The following is a 17,569-nucleotide window of genomic DNA, read 5'->3' as shown; positions in this document are numbered from 1 at the left end:
TCAGGAGCGGACCCCTTGACGGAGAATCCGGCATGCGCCGAGGACCACGCCGCGGCGCTGCGCAGACGTATCGACACGCTGCGCCCGCACACGGCCAGGATCTGGAACTACTGGCTCGGTGGCAGCGACTACTACGAGGTCGACCGGGTGGCGGGTGACCGCATCCGCGAACTCCATCCGGCCATCGACGCGTACGCCCGCGCCGACCGCCGCTTCCTGGGACGGGCCGTACGTCATCTCGTGGCCGAGGCGGGGATCCGGCAGTTCCTGGACATCGGCACGGGCCTGCCCACCGCCGACAACACGCACGAGGTCGCCCAGCGCCTCGCTCCCGAGGCCCGGGTCGTCTACGTCGACAACGACCCGCTGGTGCTCGCGCACGCCCGCGCCCTCCTCACCAGCTCGCCCGAGGGCCGCACCGACCATCTGGACGAGGACCTGCGCAACGTCGACGCGATCCTGGAACGGGCCGCCGACACACTGGACCTCAGCCGGCCGGTCGCGGTGATGCTGCTCGGGGTGGTCATCTTCCTGCGTGAGGACGAGGACCCGTACGGGATCGTGCGCCGTCTCATGGACGCGCTGCCCTCGGGCAGCCATCTCGTGCTGTCCCACACCATCACCAGCCCCGCGCTGCCGGAGGTGGACGCGGCCGTCCGGTTCTGGAACGAGCGCGGCATCCCGGGGCTGGTCCAGCGCACCCCGCAGGCGGTGGCCCGGTTCTTCGACGGCCTGGAGCTGCTGGAGCCGGGTGTGGTCTCGTGCTCGCGCTGGCGGCCCGAGGCGTGCGACGGCGAGGAGCCGCAGGAGGTGGCCATGTACGGCGGGGTGGGCCGCAAGGCCTGAGAAGACCGCCCGCGCGCTGAACGCGACGGCCCCCTGGCCCGTATGGAGGGAGGGCGCTCAACGACCGGAGTGCCCCGCGGTGTTGACGCCGCGCGTACGGGTTCGGGAGCCATGCATGAGGCACGCACGACGACGGATCGTCCGGCGAGCGACGCGGCTGGCGGCCGTCGGCGGCCTCCTCCTCGGGGGAGCGATGGTGACGCAGGCCGCCATGGCGAGCGAGTCGCCCGGCACCTCCGCCCTCCCGCTCAGCGCCTCCGGCACCTCGGAGAATCCCGGCGCCGCGCTGGTGTCCCGGCTCGGCACCGCCCGCACGGCCGGCACCTGGACGGGAACGGACGGGCGCCCGGTGGTCGCGGTGACCGACAAGGAGGCCGCGGCTCAGGTCGAGAGCGCGGGCGCCCGGGCCAAGATGGTGCCGCACAGCATGAACGACCTCAGGGCGGCGGCGTCGACCCTGCGGGCGGCGCCCCGCGTGGCGGGCACCGCCTGGGTCATGGACTACCGCACCAACCAGGTGGTGGTGCAGGGCGACAGCACCGTCTCGGCCTCCGACTGGTCGGACATGACCAAGGTCGCCACCGGCATCGGCTCGTTCGTGCGCACGGAGCGCACGCAGGGCGAGTTCACGACCCGGCTCAACGGCGCGCAGCCGATCCTGTCGACCGGCGGCCGCTGTTCGGCGGGGTTCAACGTGACCGACGGCAAGAGCGACTTCATCCTCACCGCCGGGCACTGCGGGCCGACCGGGTCCATCTGGTTCGCGGACAACCAGGGCAACCAGCAGCTCGGCAAGACGGTGCGGCAGGACTTCCCCGGCAGTGACTTCTCGCTGGTCCAGTACGCGACCGGCAAGGCGGGCGCCGGCGCCGACGTCGTCGCCATCGGGAACGGCAACGGCGTGCGCATCACGGGCGTCGGCGATCCGGCCGTGGGGCAGCGGGTGTTCCGCAGCGGCAGCACCAGCGGGCTGCACGACGGCGAGGTCAAGGGGCTGGACGCCACGGTCAACTACCCGGAGGGCACGGTCACCGGCCTGATCGAGACGAACGTCTGCGCCGAGCCCGGGGACAGCGGGGGCCCGCTGTTCTCCGACGGCGTCGCGCTGGGCGTGACCTCGGGCGGCAGCGGCGACTGCACCTCGGGCGGGACGACGTTCTTCCAGCCGGTGACCAAGGCGATGCAGGCGCTCGGCGTCCAGATGATCGTGTCGAAGCAGGCCGCCGGCCAGAGCACGGCCACGCCGTCCTCCTCGGCCACGCACAGCGCGATCGCTCCCGGCGCGGCCTCCCCCGGCTCCTCGGGTCCCGTCTCGGGCCTCGCGGACGACGGCGAGACGCTGCTGGCCCGGCTCGCGAATCCGAACAACGCCGGTCCCGGGATGCTGGTCATCGGCGGCAGCCTGCTGGCGCTCGTCGCCACCCGCTGGATCCGCGCGGAGCAGGACCGCAAGGAGTACCGGCGCTACTACTCGGCCACCTGGAGCTGACCGACGGCTCGGCCGGGGCCCGGCAGCACTCCTGCCCGCCGGAGACCCCCTCGCGCGGCGGAGCCAGGCCGAGGACGACGGGGAGCGCGGGACGATGCGAGGCGAGGACCACGGCGCCGGCGGACAACGTCCGCGGCGCGGCGGGCAGCCGGAGGACCGCCGGGAGGACGGCATCGGCCCCGACGAGCAGCACCTGGGCGACGAGACTGCGACGCGTCAGACGCGACGGGGCGTTCCGCACGGCGGGGAGTTCCGCACGGGGGCCGCTCCGCACGGCGGACGACTCCGCACGAGCGCCGTACCGCACAGTGGGCCACTCCGCACGACGGACCACTCCGTACGGCCGGCTGTCCCGCACGGCGGAGGATTCGGACGATCTGTTGCGCACGTGGCCCGCGCCGTGACGACGAAGCGGGCCCACGCGAGGGCCCCGGAGCGGACATCGGGGGCGAGGCCCCGCGCCGCAGCGGGCCGGTGACATGGACGTGGACGGAGGAGGTGGACACGAGGAGGGCGGTGCCGCAGGCGAGCACGAGCCCGCCGAGCCGGTCGGGGCTGGTGCCGGCCGTGCACGAGGCCCGGCGGGACGGCACCGGACCGGCGGCGGGGGTGCCTTCCCACCCCGGGCGAGGCCGGAGGCGGGACGGGGGGAGCGACGATGCCGTGGCGGACGGCGGTGGTCGGAGCGAGGAGAGGCCCGTCCGGCGTCGGGTTCCGCCGGACCGGGGTCGCGCAGCGGCGCGGGGCTCGGTGCCTGCTCAGGCAGCCCGCGACCGGGGCGGGGCCGCCGCGGCCCACTCCAGGACGAGGCGCTGGTACTCCTCGCGCTGCTCGCCGCTCAGTGTCCCGCCCGACCGGCGCCACAGGGCCCGGATCTCCTCGTTGACCTCGTCCGCCGAGCGATCGGAGGCGGGTTCAACGGTGGTGGACATGATGTGAAGCATACGGTCCCAGAAGTGAAGGCGCCGTGAGTAAGGTCGCACGAAACGGACATAAAGGACCGTGTTGCTGGTCACGTCATCCGCCAAGGCGGGCCGCCGAGTTCACGCCTCCGCGGCCCCGAGAACGAGCACCTGGATGGCGAGGACGGCGGCCCCCCGGGCCCAGTCGTGGAAGTCCGACACCTTGGTCTCCAGGGGCACCGGCGCGGCCAGCGGATGCCGCTGGGCGGCGGCCGCCTCCCGCACCGTGTCGCCGGCCACATCCATCAGCCCGACGCCCTCGCCGGCGAGCAGGATCTTCTGCGGCATGACGAAGTTGGCGATCTGGGCGAGCAGGGTACCCAGGGCGCGCGCCGCCTCCCCGACGACCCGGGCGTGCATGGGGCCACCGGCGGAGGCCAGGCCGAGGATCTCCTCGTAGGTGCAGTCACGTCCGGTGGCGGCGCGGATCTGGTAGCGGATGCTGGGGACGGTGAGCAGCGAGACGGCGCTGCCGCGTTCACCGTCCGGGGTGAGCGGGCCGCTGGGGTCGATGATCCAGTGGCGGCCGAAGCCGCGGTCCTCCTCGGCGCAGGGCACGCGCCTGCCGCCCAGGACCAGCCCGTAGCCGATGCCGGCGCCGATGGTGAGCACGACGAAGCGGTCCAGGCCCCGGCCGGCCCCGAACCAGGTCTCGGCCTCGACGAGGGCGGCGACGTCGTTCTCGACCACGACCGGCAGTCCGGTGCGCTCCTCGACCAGCTCGCCGAGGGGGACGTCCCGCCAGTGCAGGAAGGGCGACTCCTTCACCACGGACCGGTCCTCGACCATGCCGCCGACACCGATGCCGATACCGGCGAGGCACGGGTGGGCGCGGGCCAGCTCGGCCGTCATCTCCGACAGCACGTCGGCGACTTCGGCCGGGTCGTGGGTCTCCAGGGGACGGTCGTCGCGGGCGACGATGTCGCTCCGGAGTGTGGTGACGACGCCGTAGACCATGTCTTCGGTGATCTTGAAGCCGATGAAGGAGCGGGACTCGGCGACGACGTCGAGGGGCTGTGAGGGGCGCCCCTGACGCACCTCCGCCGGCACACCCGCCTCGGCGACCTCGATCAGCAGGCCCGACTCGATCAGCGGCTTGGTCAGCCGGGTGAGGCTGCCCGCGGACAGGTCGAGCCGCCGGGCCAGCGCGGTGCGGGACAGCGGGCCGTTGACGAGCACCTCGATCGCCACCGAGCGCTCACCGGGACTCAGGGGCAGCCAGCTGGCAGCGGCTGTGGTCATGACGATCGGACTCCCGCTACTTTTTTTCACCGCGAAAACAACAGGTTCAGGATAGCCCGCGGATCGACAGTACGAAATGATCCTCGCGGGACTCTTGACGTCATGATTCTTTTGTACCGAAAGTAAGAGAAGAGGTGACGGACGGCCGGCAGGGGTGTCCGTCGCGCCGGCGCTGCGGTGGTGATCGACACCGCAGATCGACCCGATCCTCGCGCAGTGATCTCCGTACCAGTGAAGGGCACGCCTCACATGACGTTCTCGCTCGGCATCGTCGGCGCCGGCCAGTTCTCCGGCCAGTTCGCCACGCTGTTCCAGGCCCATCCCGGCGTCAGCGACGTCCACGTCACCGACCTGCTGCCGGACCGGGCAGGCCGGCTCGCCGCCGCCCAGGGTCTGGCGGGCACCTTCCCCTCGTACCAGGCGATGCTGGAGTCCCCGGACGTCGACGCGGTCGCGATCTTCACCCAGCGCTGGACGCACGGACCGCTCGTGCTCCAGGGCCTGAACGCCGGCAAACACGTCTACTCCGCGGTCCCCATGGCGATCACCACGGAGGAGATCGCGGCCATCGTCGAGGCGGTCGGGCGGACCGGACTCACGTACATGATGGGCGAGACCAGCCAGTACAACCCGGCGACCGTGCACGCCCGCAACCAGATCGCCGAGGGCGCCTTCGGCCGGATCTTCTACGCCGAGGGCGACTACGTCCACGACATGGACCTGGGGTTCTACGAGGCGTACCAGTACAGCGGCGGCGAGAACTGGAAGCAGACCGCCAGCTACCCCCCGCTGCTCTACCCCACGCACTCGGTGGGCGGCGTGCTCGGCGCCTGGCAGACGTACGCCACGAGCGTGTCGGCGATCGGGGTGGTCGACGAGCGCGGCGACGGCGTCTTCGACAAGGAGGTCAGCCAGTTCGGCAACGACTTCTCCAACGCGACCGCGCTGTTCGAGGTGGCGGGCGGCGGCTCGTTCCGCACCAACGAGTTCCGGCGGGTCGGCTACCCCTCGCACATCCGGGAGTCGCGTTTCCGGTTCTTCGGCACGGACGCGAGCATGGAGCAGCTCGCCACGGTGGCGCTGTGGCAGGACAAGAAGGGCGTGCGGGACATCAGCGAGCTGCTGGAGCCCAAGCCCACCATGGCACCTGACGACCCGTCACTTCAGCACATCGCCCCGGAGCTGCGGGCCGCCTTCACCTCCGGCTCGGCGCCGGTGCACGACCGCGCCCGGCTGCCGCGGGAGTTCGACCACCTGCACAACGGGCACGAGGGCAGCCACCACTTCCTGGTGGACGACTTCGTGACCGCCGTGAACACCCGGTCGCTGCCGTCCGTCAACGCGTGGGTGGCCGCCCGCTACACCCTGCCGGGCATCGTCGCGCACGACTCCGCGCGGCAGGGTGGCGTACGGCTGGAGATCCCGGACTTCGGGGACGCGCCCGCGTAAGTGCCCGCCGCGAGCCGGGTGTCCCTGTCAGGTGCCGGGCTTGCGGCCGTAGACGAAGACGTCGTCGCCGGTCCTCAGCAGCGACCAGTACTTCTTGGCGGTGGCGGGCGTCATGTTGACGCAGCCGTGCGAGCCCGGCGGGTTCCACATGCTGAGGTTCACCGAGTGGAAGGCCTGACCGCCGTCGAAGAACTGGCTGTAGGGCATCGGCACGTGGTAGATGCTCGAGACGTGGTGGAGGTGCCGCCAGTAGATCTTCTTCAGGCCGGTACGGGTCTCGTAGCCGTCACGGCCGGTACGGACCGGCACGGGGCCGTAGACGAGCCGGCTGCCGTCCTGGATCCAGCTGAGCTGGAGCGTCAGGTTCACGCAGGCGATGCGGCCCTTGTTCGTCGGGCACCTGCCGTCCCTGTTGGGGTGGCTGCCGACGGCCTTCTGCTTGTTCATCAGGTTCATCACGCCCCAGGTGACGGGGCCCGCGTAGCCGACGTTCGGCGTGATGCCGTGCTTGGTCTGGAAGGCCTTGACGGCCTTGCAGTCGGTGGCCGACTGCCGGCCGTCGACCGGTCGGCCCAGGAACTTCTCCACCTGCTTCTGATAGGGCCCGGTACTCGTGGTGCAGCTCGTGGACGCCTGCGCGGGCGCGGTGCCCAGTGCGAGCGCGAGCGGCGCCATCAGTCCGGTGAGCCCGAGCGCGACGGCGCCCCGTCTGCGTATGTCCCCCATGGCCGGCCTTGCCTTTCGTGTCGTTGGCGCGTCTGATCTGCGATCTCTGCCAGCTAGACCGGCGTACGGCGCGTTCGGTTGCAGGAATCGCCCACGATGCGACGAAACGGTGACATGCGCAGTGCCCCAGATCACAGGGACAGGGGTGGGGCGCTGTGGCTCATCTCTCGCCGTCCTTGTGCGTCGCCCGCAGGAAGCCCGTGTTGACGGCGGTGAGGCCGCCGTCGACCGTGAGCGCGGTACCGGTGATCCAGGCCGCGTCGCGGGAGGCGAGGAAGGCGACGGCGGCGGCGATGTCGCCGGGCTCGCCGACCCGGCCGAGCGGATACAGCGTGCGCAGCGACTCCAGTTCGTCCTCGCGGCCCTCCCACGCCGAGGTGCGCACCGTGCCCGGCATGACGAGGTTGACGCGGACACCCCGCGACGCGGCGTGCCCGGCCATGGTGCGGGTGAGCGAGAGCAGACCGGCCTTGGCGGCGCTGTAGCCGTGGTTGCCGAAGTGCTGGACGGCGTTCACGGAGCCGATGGTGACGACGGCACCGCGGCCGGAGGCGGCCAGGTGCGGCAGCGCGGCCCGGCAGCAGCGGTAGGTGCCGGTCAGCGTGATGTCGAGGTCGCGGTCCCAGGCGTCGTCCCCGCCGCCCTCGAACAGCGGGGTGTCGGGCGTGCAGCTCGCCGCGCAGTTGACCAGGACGTCCAGCGACCCGAAGGTGGCGGCGGCGTGCGCGACGGCCGCCTCGACGGCCTCCCGCTCGGCCACGTCGCAGGCGCGTGCCTCGGCTGCGAGGCCGCCTTCACGCAGCGCGCCCGCGGTCTTCTCGGCCTCGGCCGCGTCCGCGTCGGTCAGCAGCACCCGCGCGCCCTCCTCGGCCAGGCGCCGGGAGACCGCGGCACCGATACCGCGGGCCGCGCCGGTGACGAGAACCCCGTACCCCTCGAAGCGCTTGGTGTCAGCCATGGGCCGAACCTACCCGCCGCACGATCCACCCGGCGGATAACGTGCGTCCATGACCGCGTTTCTGCAGCAACTCCCCGCCCTGATAGGCGTCGTGATCGGCGCGCTCGGCTCGTATCTGGCGGTGGTACGGGGGGACCGGGTCCGCTTCCGGCGGGAGCAGGCGGCGCGCTGGGAGGAGCGGCGGTTCACGGTCTACACGGACTGGTCGCAGGCCCTGAAGCAGCAGGTCGCGCTGACCTACCGGGTGGCGGCCCACCTCGGCAACGACCCGCATCCGCATCCTCTGTCGGCCCAGGACGCCGAGCCGCTGCTGGCCGAGGTCCAGACGGCCCGCGAGCCCCACGGCGAGGCGCTCATCCTGCTGGGCAGCCCGGACGTCGTCGAGCACGCCCGGGGGTGGATCGTCACGGTGATGGAGATGGAGCGCTTCGTGCGGGAGGGTACGCGCGATCCGGCCGCCTGGCGGTCCCTGCTGGAGCGGCAGCGCGCCGGACGCGAGGGCTTCTACACGGCGGTCCGCGAGGATCTGTCGCTCCCGCCGGGGCATGCGGCGCGCTGGCCGCTGCCGGTCGTGCCCCAGCCCTGACGTCAGCGGTAGCCCGCGACGTCGGCCGGCCGCCCCGCGTCCTGGACCTCGACCAGATAGCGCCAGGCGTCCGGGCGGCTGCCGTCGAGGTCCGTGAAGCCGTACTCCTGGGCGAGGGAGCCGCTGGAGAGGGACGCGCCGTTCCACCGGGCGACGTCCGGGTCGGCGGCGAGTGCGGTGACGGCGCGGCCCACGTAGCGCGGGGTCTCGGAGATGGCGAAGTGGGGGACGCGCTCCAGGGCGTCGCGCCAGTTCTCCTCGCGCACGCCGAAGTTCTCGAGCATGATCTCCGAGCGCAGCCAGCCCGGGGTGAGCGCGACGGCGGTGGCACCGCGCGGGCCGAGTTCGTGCCCCAGCGCGAAGGCCATGCGCAGGACGGACGCCTTGGCGAGGTCGTAGAAGAACGAGACGCGGTAGGTGTCGCGGTTGTAGTCGGCGGTGCCGTCGGTGACCTCGACGACCAGGCCGCCGGGCCGGCGCAGGAGCAGCGGCAGGGCGTGGTGGCTGGTGACGGCGTGGGTCTCCACGGCGAGCCGGAGCAGCCTGAGTCCGTCGTCGAGGTCGTGCTCCCAGACGGGGCTGTCCCAGGCGAAGAGGTTCTCACCGCCCCAGATGTCGTTGACGAGGACGTCGAGGCGGCCCTGCTCGTCCGCGATGCGGTCCACGAGCGTGCGGACCTGTGCGGGGTCGAGGTGGTCGGTGGGCACGGCGATGCCCTCGCCACCCGCCTCGGCGACGAGGTCGGCGGTGTCCTCGACGGTCTCCGGGCGGTCGTACTCGGAACGCCGGGCGCGGGTGCTGCGCCCGGTCACGTAGACCGTCGCCCCGGCCGCGCCGAGCTCCACCGCGATCCCGCGCCCGGCACCCCGCGTCGCCCCGGCGACCAGCGCCACCCTGCCCTTCAGCGGTCCCGGCATCCGTGGCCTCCCGTTCTGCTGCGGTTCCTGCTGTCAGGACCGATCGTGCCGGGGAAGGCGGACATCCTCTGTCGTCTTTTACGGGAAGTACGGAGAGGTCGGGGAGTTCGGGGAATGCGGGGAGTTCGGGGAATGCGGCGGATCCGCTGTCACGGGGACTTCGTTCGGCGTGCCGTCGCCGCGACGGCGGGGAGGACCGCCAGTGCGAGGATGCCGCCGGTGAGGGCGAGCACGGGGTAGCCGGCCGCGGCCACGACGAGGCCGGAGGAGAGGCCGCCCGTCGCGCCGGCGATCGCGATGGAGACGTCGACCACCCCCTGCGTCGTGGCACGGGTCGCCAGCGGCACGGTGTCGTTGATGATCGCCGTGCCGGAGACGAGGCCGAAGTTCCAGCCGAGTCCCAGCAGTCCCAGGGCGAGCGCGAGGAGGGCGACGGAGTCGCCGGGCGCGATGCCCGCGAGAAGGCCGGCGGCCAGGAGGGTGAGTCCGGAGGCGGCCGCGATCCGCAGCGGCCCGTAACGGTCGACGAGCCGGCCGGTCAGCGGCGAGGGCAGGTACATCGCGCCGATGTGGAGGGCGATGACGAGGCCCGAGGCGGCGGTGCCGTGGCCGTGGTCGTGCAGATGGACCGGTGTCATCGTCATGATCGCGACCATGACGAGCTGGCTGAGGACCATCACGAGCGCGCCGAGGACCACGCCGCCGCGGCCCTCCGCGCTCCCCTCCGGTGTGCCGGCGGTGGCGGTGCCCGCCGGGTCCGTCTCCGCGAGGGCGCGCGCCGTGAGCAGCGGGTCGGGGCGCAGCCGGACGGCCAGGACGAGCGCGGCGAGGGCGTAGGCGGCGCCGGACAGCAGGAAGGGGCCGGCGAGGGCGGGGACGCCGACGCGTGCGGCGAGGTTGCCGGTGGGTGCGGCGAGGTTCGGCCCGGCGACGCCGCCGAGGGCGGTGGCGACCAGGACGGTCGACACGGCGCGGGCGCGGTGGCTCGGGTGCGCGAGGTCCGCTCCGGCGTAGCGGGCCTGGAGGTTGGTGGCGGAGCCGGCGCCGTAGACGAAGAGGGCGACGAACAGCAGGACGGGATTGTCCAGGATCGCGGCGGTGATGACGCCCGCGCTGCCGACGGCTCCCGTGAGATAGCCCGCGGCCAGGCCGGGCCGGCGTCCACGGGTCTGGGAGACACGGCCCACGGCGACCGCGGTGAGCGCCGATCCCGCGGTGAACAGGGCGCTCGGCAGCCCGGCCAGGCTGGTGCTGCCGAGCATCTTCTGCGCGAGCAGCGCTCCCACCGTGACACCGGCGGCGAGCCCGGCCCCGCTGAGGAGCTGCGAGGTCACCAGGACGCGGAGGATGTGGCGCTGGGCCCGGGCGGCGTCGGGCACGCCGGGTGCGCCCGGTACGCCGGGTATGGGGCCGGTCGTGCCGGTGTCTGGTGCGGGTCGCGTCATGTCCTCTTCCTGGTGGCCGTGGGTGAGGGGGCGAGCGCCCGGCCGGTGCCGGGCCGCCGCGTCCTGGTGTCCGCCTCCGCGATACGCCGCCCCGGCGCGAGCCGTGACGCGTCACGTGCCGGCCGCGGGTGACCGGACGGGAGGCCGTCGCTCATGCCACGTCCCCTGCCTCCACGGGCAGTTCGGCCAGACGCCACTCCAGCATGCCGTCGTTCATACGGATCGCCCGCCGTCCCCGGCCGGTCAGCAGCCGTACCGCGTCGTGGGCGAGGACGCAGTACGCGCCGCGGCAGTAGACGACGACCTCGGCCTCCTCGGGCAACTCGCCCAGACGGCCCGCCAGTTCGTCGACCGGGATGGACAGCGCACCGGGGATGTGCCCGGCGCGGTACTCCTCCGCCGGGCGGACGTCGAGCAGGATCACGTCCCCGGCCGCCACGCGGGCACGCAGCTCCTCGTGGGTGACCGCCCGGGCGCCGTCCGCACCGAGGTAGGCGTCCCGCGCCGCGGGCACGGCCGCCTGGTGGGCCTCGGCCACCGTGCGCAGCAGCGCGAACAGCCGGGCCACGTCGTCCCCGGCGAGCCGGTAGTGGATGCGCACGCCCTCGCGGCGGGTGGCGACGAACCCGGCCTGCTTGAGGGTCTGCAGATGCGCCGAGGCTGTCGTCAGGTTCAGCCCCGCCGCCTTGGCCAGGGCGTCGACCGTGCGCTCGCCCTGCGCCAGCAGATCGAGCAGTTCCAGGCGCTTTCCGCTGGCCAGCGCCTTGCCGCTGGCCGCGAACGCCTCGTACAACTGGGTCTTCGCGCCGGCCGCGACCTGGCCCGCCGCGCCCGGGGTGGTTCCCGCCATGCCATCCTCCACATATCCATGGAATAGTGTAGATGACGGTGAGGGGCCTGACCACACGGCCTCTCGCATCCCCTTGCTGGAGGAATCGATGGGGTTCGCCGACGACCACCCGATACGGCCGTCCGGCACCGCGCTCGGCACCGGTGCCCGCCCGTCCGGCCGCGCCGGCCTGCGGGTCGCGGCCGGGCCGTCCGGCCGCGCCGCCGCACCGGGCCGCCGGCTCACCCCGGGCGGTCCGCGGTGAGCACCGCGACACGGGGTGCGGCGGCGCCCGTCCGCCTGGGGCTGCGGGAGAACTGGGCCCAGTTCACGCTGCTGGTCGTCGTCAACGTCTGCGTCGGCGGCCTGGTCGGGCTGGAGCGGACCACCGTCCCCCTCATCGGCTCGCACGTGTTCGGCCTGACCAGCGACCTGGCCGTCTTCTCGTTCATCATCGCCTTCGGTGTCACGAAGGCGCTGACGAATCTGGCGGCCGGCGCGCTGACCGCCCGCTTCCGCCGCAGGCAACTCCTGGTCACGGGCTGGCTGATCGGCGTTCCCGTACCGTTCGCGCTGGCCTGGGCACCGTCGTGGGGCTGGATCGTCGCGGCGAACGTCCTGCTCGGCGTCAACCAGGGCCTGACCTGGTCGATGACCGTCAACATGAAGATCGACCTGGCCGGTCCCGCGCGCCGCGGCCTGGCCACGGGCCTCAACGAAGCGGCCGGTTACACCGCGGTCGGCGCCACCGCCCTCGTCACGGGATACCTCGCCTCCAGCCACGGCCTGCGCCCCGCGCCCGAACTCGTCGGCGTCGTCCTCGTGGCGGCGGGGCTGGCCCTCTCGCTGGCCGTGCGCGACACCGCGGCCCACGTGTCCCTCGAACTCGCCCAGCGCGCCGAGCCGTTGCCGGTCGGCGAGACCACGAGCCTGGCGGCGGTCTTCGCCCGCACGTCCTGGCGCCGGCGCTCACTGCGCGGCGCGAGCCAGGCGGGGCTGGTCAACAACCTCAACGACGGCCTCACCTGGGGCGTCTTCCCGCTGCTCTTCACCGACCACGGCCTCGGCCTCGGCGCGGTCGGCCTGGTCAAGGGGCTCTACCCCGTCCTGTGGGGCCTCGGGCAGATCCCCGGCGGCCACCTCTGCGACCGCGTCGGCCGCAAGCCGCTCATCGTGTACGGCATGCTCGTCCAGGCCGGGGGCCTCGTCCTGGCCCTCGTCCTCCTCGACCGCCCCCTCCTCGCCGGCGTCCTGTCCGCGGTGCTCCTCGGCCTCGGCACCGCCATGGTCTACCCGGCACTGATCGCCTCCGTCTCCGACCACGCCCACCCCACCTGGCGCGCCAACGCCCTGGGCACGTACCGCTTCTGGCGCGACATCGGCTACGCCGTGGGCGCCCTGCTGGCCGGTCTCCTGGCCGACACCCTCGGCCTGAACGCCACGGTCGTCGCGGCCGCGGTCCTCACGGCCGCGTCCGGCCTGCTCGCGGCACGCTGGATCGGCGAACGACACCCGGCCGTGTGACGGCACGGCCGGGAGCACCCTGACCGCACGGGCGGGAGCACCCTGACCGCACGGCCGGGATCACCACGGGACGGGCGGGAGCGCCCCGACGGCACGGCCGGGATCACCACGGCACGGCCGGGAGCGCCCTGACCGCACGGCCGGGAGCGCCACGGGACAGGCAGGAGCGCCCTGACGACGCCCGGCCACGCCCTCGGGTCGCCGGGAAGTCGCCCGCGCTTCGATGCACGCCTCCGGACGCGCCGCCGGCACGGCACGACGCCCGCCGACGGCGCGGACACGGCTCCCGCACCGTCCGGCCGGAAAGGCTCAGTGCCCCCGCGAGATCCACTCCTGCAGATGCGGGGCCTCCGCCCCGACCGTCGTCGGATCACCGTGCCCCGTCAGCACCTTCGTCTCCGGCGGGAGGCTGAGCAGGCGCTCACGGATCGAGTCGATGATCGTCGGGAAGTGCGAGTAGGAGCGGCCCGTCGCGCCGGGGCCGCCCCGGAAGAGGGTGTCGCCGGTGAAGACGGTGGCCAGGGCCGGGTCGTAGAGGCAGACGGCGCCCGGCGCGTGGCCGGGGGTGTGCAGCACCGTGAGGTCGGCACCCGCCGCCTTGATGACCTGGCCGTCGACGAGATGGGCGTCGGGGTCACGGTCGGGGTGGGTCATCTTCCACAGCGGCAGATCGTCCGGGTGGAGCCAGATCGTGGCACCCGTGCGGTCGGCCAGCGCGGGCGCCGCGTCGATGTGGTCGTTGTGGGCGTGCGTGCACACGATGGCCGTCAGCCGACGGTCTCCCACGGCTTCGGCGATGGCGTCGGCGTCGTGGGCCGCGTCGATGACGACCACCTCGTGGTCGTCGCCGACGATCCAGACGTTGTTGTCGACGTCCCAGGTGCCGCCGTCGAGCGTGAACTGCCCGGAGGTGACGAGGCGTTCGATGCGCGCGGTCATCAGAGCACCACCACCGAGCGCAGCACGTCGCCGTGGTGCATCCGCTCGAACGCCTTCTCCACGTCGGTGAGTTGGATCGTCTCGGTGACGAACTTGTCCAGCGGCAGCCGGCCCTGCAGATGCAGGTCGATCAGCATGGGGAAGTCGCGGCTGGGCAGGCAGTCGCCGTACCAGGACGACTTCAGGGCGCCGCCGCGGCCGAACACGTCCAGCAGGGGCAGCTCCAGCTTCATCTCCGGGGTCGGGACGCCGACCAGCACCACCGTCCCGGCGAGGTCGCGGGCGTAGAAGGCCTGCCGGTACGTCTCCGGGCGGCCCACCGCCTCGACCACCACGTCCGCGCCGAAGCCGCCGGTCAGTTCGCGGATCGCCTCGACCGGGTCGGTCTCCCGGGAGTTGACGGTGTGCGTGGCGCCCATCTCCCGGGCGTTGGCCAGCTTGCGGTCGTCGAGGTCCACCGCGATGATCTTCGCCGCGCCCGCCAGGTGCGCCCCGGCGATCGCCGCGTCGCCGACCCCGCCGCAGCCGATCACGGCCACGCTGTCGCCGCGGCCGACCCCGCCGGTGTTGATCGCCGCGCCGATCCCGGCCATCACGCCACAGCCCAGCAGCCCGGCCACCTGTGCCGAGACGCCCGGATCGACCTTCGTGCACTGCCCGGCCGCCACCAGCGTCTTGTCCGCGAACGCGCCGATGCCCAGCGCCGGCGACAGCTCCTGGCCGGTCGCGGCGAGGGTCATCCTCTGCTCGGCGTTGCGGGTGTCGAAGCAGTACTGCGGGCGCCCGCGCAGACAGGCCCGGCACCGACCGCACACGGCACGCCAGTTGAGGATCACGAAGTCGCCGGGCGCCACGTCGGTGACGTCCTCCCCCACCGACTCCACGACGCCCGCCGCCTCATGACCGAGCAGGAAGGGGAAGTCGTCGCTGATCCCGCCCTGCTTGTAGTGCAGATCCGTGTGGCAGACTCCGCAGGCCTGGATCCGGACCACCGCCTCCCCGGGTCCCGGGTCGGGCACGACGATCGTCTCCACCCGCACCGGCTCGTCCTTGCCCGGTGCGATCACGCCGCGAACTTCCTGCGCCATGGTGTTGAACCCCTTCATCGGCGTACGTCCGTCCCTCCGACCCTACGCGTGACTGATCAGTAACGGCGCCGCCCCGCGACGGTGGGTGCGGGCGTCCCGGAACGGCCGCGCCCGGGCAGCCGCCGCCGACGTAGCCTGAATGCCCCGCACGACCGCCGAGGAGCGCCGTGAGCATCGCCGCAGACATCGAGCCGAGCCCGCCTGCCTGGCGGCTGCTCCTCGCCTATGTACGACCGCATCGGTGGGCCCTGCTGACGGGCGCTCTGCTCTCACTCGTCACGGGCGCCACCGGGCTGCTGCTGCCGCTCGTGGCCCGGGGGCTGATCGACGACCTCTCGCACGACCGGGCCATCACCGGCGCGCTGCTGGCCATGTCGGCCCTGGTCGTCGCCAACGCGGCGGTGGGCGCGCTCGGCGGCTACGTGCTGCGGCGTACCGCGGAGTCGGTGGTGCTCGGCGCGCGGCGCGCCCTGTCGTCGTATCTGCTGAGGCTGCGGATCACCGCGGTCGACCGCAGCGAACCGGGCGACCTGATGGCCCGGATCACCTCGGACACCACGCTGCTGCGCGAGGTCACCACGGACTCGCTGGTCGGACTGGGCACGGGCGGGCTCACGCTCGTCGCGACGGTGGTGATGATGGGACTGGTCGATCCGGTGCTGCTGCTCGTGACCCTGGCCGTGATCCTGGGCGCGGGCACGGTCCTCGGCGTGATCGTGCCGCGCATCAACCGCGCGAGCCGCCAGGCGCAGGACGCGGTCGGCGTGATGGGCGCCTCCCTGGAGCGGATCCTCGGCGCGCTGCGCACGGTGAAGGCGTCCGGCGCCGAGCACCGCGAGGAGCGGACGCTGCACGACGCCGCCGAGGAGTCGTGGCGGCAGAGCGTGCGGGCCGCCAAGTGGTCGGCGGCGGCGGGCAACACGGCCGGTCTGGCGATGCAGATCGCCTTCATCACGGTGCTCGCGGTGGGCGGGGCGCGGGTGGCCACCGGAGCCATCGAGGTGGGCACGCTGGTCGCGTTCCTGCTGTACGTCTTCTATCTCATGTCGCCGATCCAGCAGGTGGTCGGCGCGGTCACGCAGTACCAGACGGGCTCCGCCGCCCTCGCCCGCATCCAGGAGGCGCTGCGTCTGCCCTCCGAACCGGCGGCCCGGCCGGCCCCGTTGCCCACCCCCGGAGCCGAACCGGCCGCGCTCGCCTTCGAGGACGTCCGCTTCCGGTACGCCGAGGACCTGCCGTACGTGCACCACGGGGTGACGTTCGCGGTGCCGGCCCGCGGCATGACGGCGTTCGTCGGCCCGTCCGGCGCGGGCAAGACCACGGTGTTCTCCCTCATCGAGCGCTTCTACGACCCCGGCTCCGGCACCATCACGCTCGACGGACGGGACGTGCGCGACTGGGATCTGCCCCAACTCCGGTCGGCGATCGGCTATGTGGAGCAGGACGCCCCGGTGCTGTCCGGTTCGCTGCGCGACAATCTGCTGCTGGGCAACCCGGAGGCCGACGAGGACGCGCTTACCCGGGTGGTGAAGACGACCCGCCTGGACGGGCTGGTGGCCCGGCTGCCCCGGGGGCTCGACACCCTGGTCGGTCACCGCGGCACCAAGTTGTCGGGCGGTGAGCGGCAGCGGGTCGCCATCGCCCGCGCGCTGCTGCGCAGGCCGCGGCTGCTGCTGCTCGACGAGGCCACCTCGCAGCTGGACGCGGTGAACGAGGCCGCGCTGCGGGACACCGTCGCCGACGTGGCGCGGACGACGACGGTGCTCGTCGTGGCCCACCGGCTCTCCACGGTGACGATGGCCGACCGGATCGTGGTGATGGACGCCGGCCGGGTGCGCGCGGTGGGCACCCACCGTGAACTGGTCGCCGCGGATCCCCTCTACGCCGAGCTGGCGGCCACGCAGTTCCTCGCGACGGCCGACTGACCCCGGGTTCGCGAGGTGAACGCCGCTTCGCGTGCGGCGGCGCGCGGTGACCGGGACGCGACATGGCGGAGGGCCGCCCGGATGACGGGGCGGCCCTCGGCCTGGACGAGCGACGTGACGCCGGCGGGCCAGGGTGTGTTCCGAACGTCCCGCCTGCCCGGCGGGCGGACGACGCTACTTTCGCAGAACGACCTAGAGCGCGCCCGGCAGCGCCGCGCCGGCGGCACCCATGCCCGCCACCTTGTCCAGCTGCGAGAGGTCGTTCAGGCGGCTGAGCTGCTCCGAGGGGCGCGGCATCTCGGCCTGGCGGTCCGCGGGGATGCCGGCGGTGGCGAGCGAGTCGATCGCGCTGATCGGGTTGAGCTCGCTCCCGTCCCGGTTCTGGATGGTCGAGTCGGACGCGCTGGCGAGCGGCGCGGCGAGAGCGGTGACGCCGGCGGCGAGACCAACGGCGGCGACGATACGTCGTGTTGAGATCATGTTTCGCACAACGCCGCCGTACCTCGGGCGGTCACGGGCACCGTGCGTCACTCACCCGTCAGGGGCAGCGTTCCGGCTGCGCTTGCCGAGCCTGCCGCGGCGGGGGAGCCTCGTAGGAGAGGCCCTTCGCGGCCCGCTCCTCGTCGGGTCGCGGCCTTCGGAGG

Annotated in this window: 17 protein-coding genes; 7 read left to right on the top strand and 10 right to left on the bottom strand. The window is 73.1% G+C overall.

Annotated features, from left to right (window positions below; translation table 11 throughout):
- Nucleotides 1–15: 15 nt before the first annotated feature.
- Both ACIRPX_RS20410 and ACIRPX_RS20405 read left to right on the top strand, forming a co-directional pair.
- Nucleotides 16–846, top strand: a complete 831-nt coding sequence (locus tag ACIRPX_RS20410) for an SAM-dependent methyltransferase (protein WP_404196239.1) — start codon at nucleotides 16–18, stop codon at nucleotides 844–846.
- A 115-nt stretch (nucleotides 847–961) separates the two neighbouring features.
- Nucleotides 962–2,335 carry a S1 family peptidase gene (locus ACIRPX_RS20405; protein WP_404196236.1) on the top strand — a complete coding sequence of 458 codons (1,374 nt, stop codon included), beginning with the start codon at nucleotides 962–964 and terminating at the stop codon, nucleotides 2,333–2,335.
- 758 nt (nucleotides 2,336–3,093) lie between these two features.
- On the opposite strand, the gene ACIRPX_RS20400 is transcribed toward ACIRPX_RS20405, so the two are convergent.
- Both ACIRPX_RS20400 and ACIRPX_RS20395 read right to left on the bottom strand, forming a co-directional pair.
- A complete protein-coding gene (locus ACIRPX_RS20400) occupies nucleotides 3,094–3,279 on the bottom strand; it encodes a hypothetical protein (protein ID WP_404196234.1) in 186 nt (61 codons plus the stop codon).
- A 99-nt stretch (nucleotides 3,280–3,378) separates the two neighbouring features.
- A complete protein-coding gene (locus ACIRPX_RS20395; protein ID WP_404196232.1) occupies nucleotides 3,379–4,539 on the bottom strand; it encodes an ROK family protein in 1,161 nt (386 codons plus the stop codon).
- Nucleotides 4,540–4,788: 249 nt separating this feature from the next.
- Between ACIRPX_RS20395 and ACIRPX_RS20390 the strand changes: the two genes are divergently transcribed.
- Nucleotides 4,789–5,988: a Gfo/Idh/MocA family protein gene (locus ACIRPX_RS20390; RefSeq protein ID WP_404196396.1), complete on the top strand. Its 1,200-nt coding sequence runs from the start codon at nucleotides 4,789–4,791 to the stop codon at nucleotides 5,986–5,988.
- 27 nt (nucleotides 5,989–6,015) lie between these two features.
- Here ACIRPX_RS20390 and ACIRPX_RS20385 read toward each other — a convergent pair whose 3' ends face one another.
- Nucleotides 6,016–6,714 carry a L,D-transpeptidase family protein gene (locus tag ACIRPX_RS20385; protein WP_404196230.1) on the bottom strand — a complete coding sequence of 233 codons (699 nt, stop codon included), beginning with the start codon at nucleotides 6,712–6,714 and terminating at the stop codon, nucleotides 6,016–6,018.
- A 160-nt stretch (nucleotides 6,715–6,874) separates the two neighbouring features.
- Nucleotides 6,875–7,672: an SDR family NAD(P)-dependent oxidoreductase gene (locus ACIRPX_RS20380; protein ID WP_404196228.1), complete on the bottom strand. Its 798-nt coding sequence runs from the start codon at nucleotides 7,670–7,672 to the stop codon at nucleotides 6,875–6,877.
- A gap of 49 nt (nucleotides 7,673–7,721) precedes the next feature.
- Between ACIRPX_RS20380 and ACIRPX_RS20375 the strand changes: the two genes are divergently transcribed.
- The gene (locus tag ACIRPX_RS20375) at nucleotides 7,722–8,258 is read left to right on the top strand and encodes a hypothetical protein (protein WP_404196225.1); all 537 of its coding nucleotides are present in this window, start codon (nucleotides 7,722–7,724) and stop codon (nucleotides 8,256–8,258) included.
- A 2-nt stretch (nucleotides 8,259–8,260) separates the two neighbouring features.
- Here the strand turns inward: ACIRPX_RS20375 and ACIRPX_RS20370 are convergent, their stop codons facing one another.
- From ACIRPX_RS20370 to ACIRPX_RS20360, 3 genes are all read right to left on the bottom strand, one after another.
- Nucleotides 8,261–9,175, bottom strand: a complete 915-nt coding sequence (locus ACIRPX_RS20370) for an SDR family oxidoreductase (protein ID WP_404196222.1) — start codon at nucleotides 9,173–9,175, stop codon at nucleotides 8,261–8,263.
- A gap of 149 nt (nucleotides 9,176–9,324) precedes the next feature.
- Entirely contained in the window at nucleotides 9,325–10,620 is a 1,296-nt protein-coding gene (locus ACIRPX_RS20365; RefSeq protein WP_404196220.1) for an MFS transporter, read from the bottom strand.
- Between the two features lie 151 nt (nucleotides 10,621–10,771).
- The gene (locus ACIRPX_RS20360; protein WP_404196217.1) at nucleotides 10,772–11,470 is read right to left on the bottom strand and encodes an ArsR/SmtB family transcription factor; all 699 of its coding nucleotides are present in this window, start codon (nucleotides 11,468–11,470) and stop codon (nucleotides 10,772–10,774) included.
- A gap of 88 nt (nucleotides 11,471–11,558) precedes the next feature.
- On the opposite strand from ACIRPX_RS20360, the gene ACIRPX_RS20355 reads away from it, so the two are divergent.
- Complete coding sequence (locus ACIRPX_RS20355; RefSeq protein ID WP_404196215.1) at nucleotides 11,559–11,714, top strand: hypothetical protein; 156 nt, start codon at nucleotides 11,559–11,561, stop codon at nucleotides 11,712–11,714.
- Nucleotides 11,711–12,973 (top strand): MFS transporter, encoded by a 1,263-nt coding sequence (locus tag ACIRPX_RS20350; protein ID WP_404196212.1) that lies wholly within the window; start codon nucleotides 11,711–11,713, stop codon nucleotides 12,971–12,973. Before ACIRPX_RS20355 ends, ACIRPX_RS20350 begins: the two co-directional genes overlap by 4 nt.
- 309 nt (nucleotides 12,974–13,282) lie before the next feature.
- Here the strand turns inward: ACIRPX_RS20350 and ACIRPX_RS20345 are convergent, their stop codons facing one another.
- Both ACIRPX_RS20345 and ACIRPX_RS20340 read right to left on the bottom strand, forming a co-directional pair.
- Nucleotides 13,283–13,912, bottom strand: coding sequence for an MBL fold metallo-hydrolase (locus tag ACIRPX_RS20345; protein ID WP_404196209.1), 630 nt, complete (start codon nucleotides 13,910–13,912; stop codon nucleotides 13,283–13,285).
- Nucleotides 13,912–15,000: an S-(hydroxymethyl)mycothiol dehydrogenase gene (locus ACIRPX_RS20340; RefSeq protein ID WP_404196207.1), complete on the bottom strand. Its 1,089-nt coding sequence runs from the start codon at nucleotides 14,998–15,000 to the stop codon at nucleotides 13,912–13,914. The genes ACIRPX_RS20345 and ACIRPX_RS20340 overlap by 1 nt, the downstream gene beginning before the upstream one ends.
- 173 nt (nucleotides 15,001–15,173) lie before the next feature.
- On the opposite strand from ACIRPX_RS20340, the gene ACIRPX_RS20335 reads away from it, so the two are divergent.
- Nucleotides 15,174–16,925, top strand: coding sequence for an ABC transporter ATP-binding protein (locus ACIRPX_RS20335; RefSeq protein ID WP_404196394.1), 1,752 nt, complete (start codon nucleotides 15,174–15,176; stop codon nucleotides 16,923–16,925).
- A gap of 192 nt (nucleotides 16,926–17,117) precedes the next feature.
- Here ACIRPX_RS20335 and ACIRPX_RS20330 read toward each other — a convergent pair whose 3' ends face one another.
- Nucleotides 17,118–17,405: a hypothetical protein gene (locus tag ACIRPX_RS20330; RefSeq protein WP_404196204.1), complete on the bottom strand. Its 288-nt coding sequence runs from the start codon at nucleotides 17,403–17,405 to the stop codon at nucleotides 17,118–17,120.
- Nucleotides 17,406–17,569 lie beyond the last annotated feature (164 nt).

This window comes from Streptomyces sp. NPDC101225 (assembly GCF_044767585.1).
Lineage (GTDB): Bacteria > Actinomycetota > Actinomycetes > Streptomycetales > Streptomycetaceae > Streptomyces.
Note: the sequence above shows the minus strand (reverse complement) of the source record. Positions and strands in the feature narration are given on the sequence as shown.

What these genes read in the sequence shown, in the direction of transcription:
- ACIRPX_RS20405 (WP_404196236.1), top strand. Translation starts at nt 962, where the DNA reads ATGAGGCACGCACGACGACGGATCGTCCGGCGAGCGACGCGGCTGGCG.
- ACIRPX_RS20400 (WP_404196234.1), bottom strand. Translation starts at nt 3,279, where the DNA reads ATGCTTCACATCATGTCCACCACCGTTGAACCCGCCTCCGATCGCTCG.
- ACIRPX_RS20395 (WP_404196232.1), bottom strand. Translation starts at nt 4,539, where the DNA reads ATGACCACAGCCGCTGCCAGCTGGCTGCCCCTGAGTCCCGGTGAGCGC.
- ACIRPX_RS20390 (WP_404196396.1), top strand. Translation starts at nt 4,789, where the DNA reads ATGACGTTCTCGCTCGGCATCGTCGGCGCCGGCCAGTTCTCCGGCCAG.
- ACIRPX_RS20385 (WP_404196230.1), bottom strand. Translation starts at nt 6,714, where the DNA reads ATGGGGGACATACGCAGACGGGGCGCCGTCGCGCTCGGGCTCACCGGA.
- ACIRPX_RS20380 (WP_404196228.1), bottom strand. Translation starts at nt 7,672, where the DNA reads ATGGCTGACACCAAGCGCTTCGAGGGGTACGGGGTTCTCGTCACCGGC.
- ACIRPX_RS20375 (WP_404196225.1), top strand. Translation starts at nt 7,722, where the DNA reads ATGACCGCGTTTCTGCAGCAACTCCCCGCCCTGATAGGCGTCGTGATC.
- ACIRPX_RS20370 (WP_404196222.1), bottom strand. Translation starts at nt 9,175, where the DNA reads ATGCCGGGACCGCTGAAGGGCAGGGTGGCGCTGGTCGCCGGGGCGACG.
- ACIRPX_RS20365 (WP_404196220.1), bottom strand. Translation starts at nt 10,620, where the DNA reads ATGACGCGACCCGCACCAGACACCGGCACGACCGGCCCCATACCCGGC.
- ACIRPX_RS20360 (WP_404196217.1), bottom strand. Translation starts at nt 11,470, where the DNA reads ATGGCGGGAACCACCCCGGGCGCGGCGGGCCAGGTCGCGGCCGGCGCG.
- ACIRPX_RS20355 (WP_404196215.1), top strand. Translation starts at nt 11,559, where the DNA reads ATGGGGTTCGCCGACGACCACCCGATACGGCCGTCCGGCACCGCGCTC.
- ACIRPX_RS20345 (WP_404196209.1), bottom strand. Translation starts at nt 13,912, where the DNA reads ATGACCGCGCGCATCGAACGCCTCGTCACCTCCGGGCAGTTCACGCTC.
- ACIRPX_RS20340 (WP_404196207.1), bottom strand. Translation starts at nt 15,000, where the DNA reads ATGGCGCAGGAAGTTCGCGGCGTGATCGCACCGGGCAAGGACGAGCCG.
- ACIRPX_RS20330 (WP_404196204.1), bottom strand. Translation starts at nt 17,405, where the DNA reads ATGATCTCAACACGACGTATCGTCGCCGCCGTTGGTCTCGCCGCCGGC.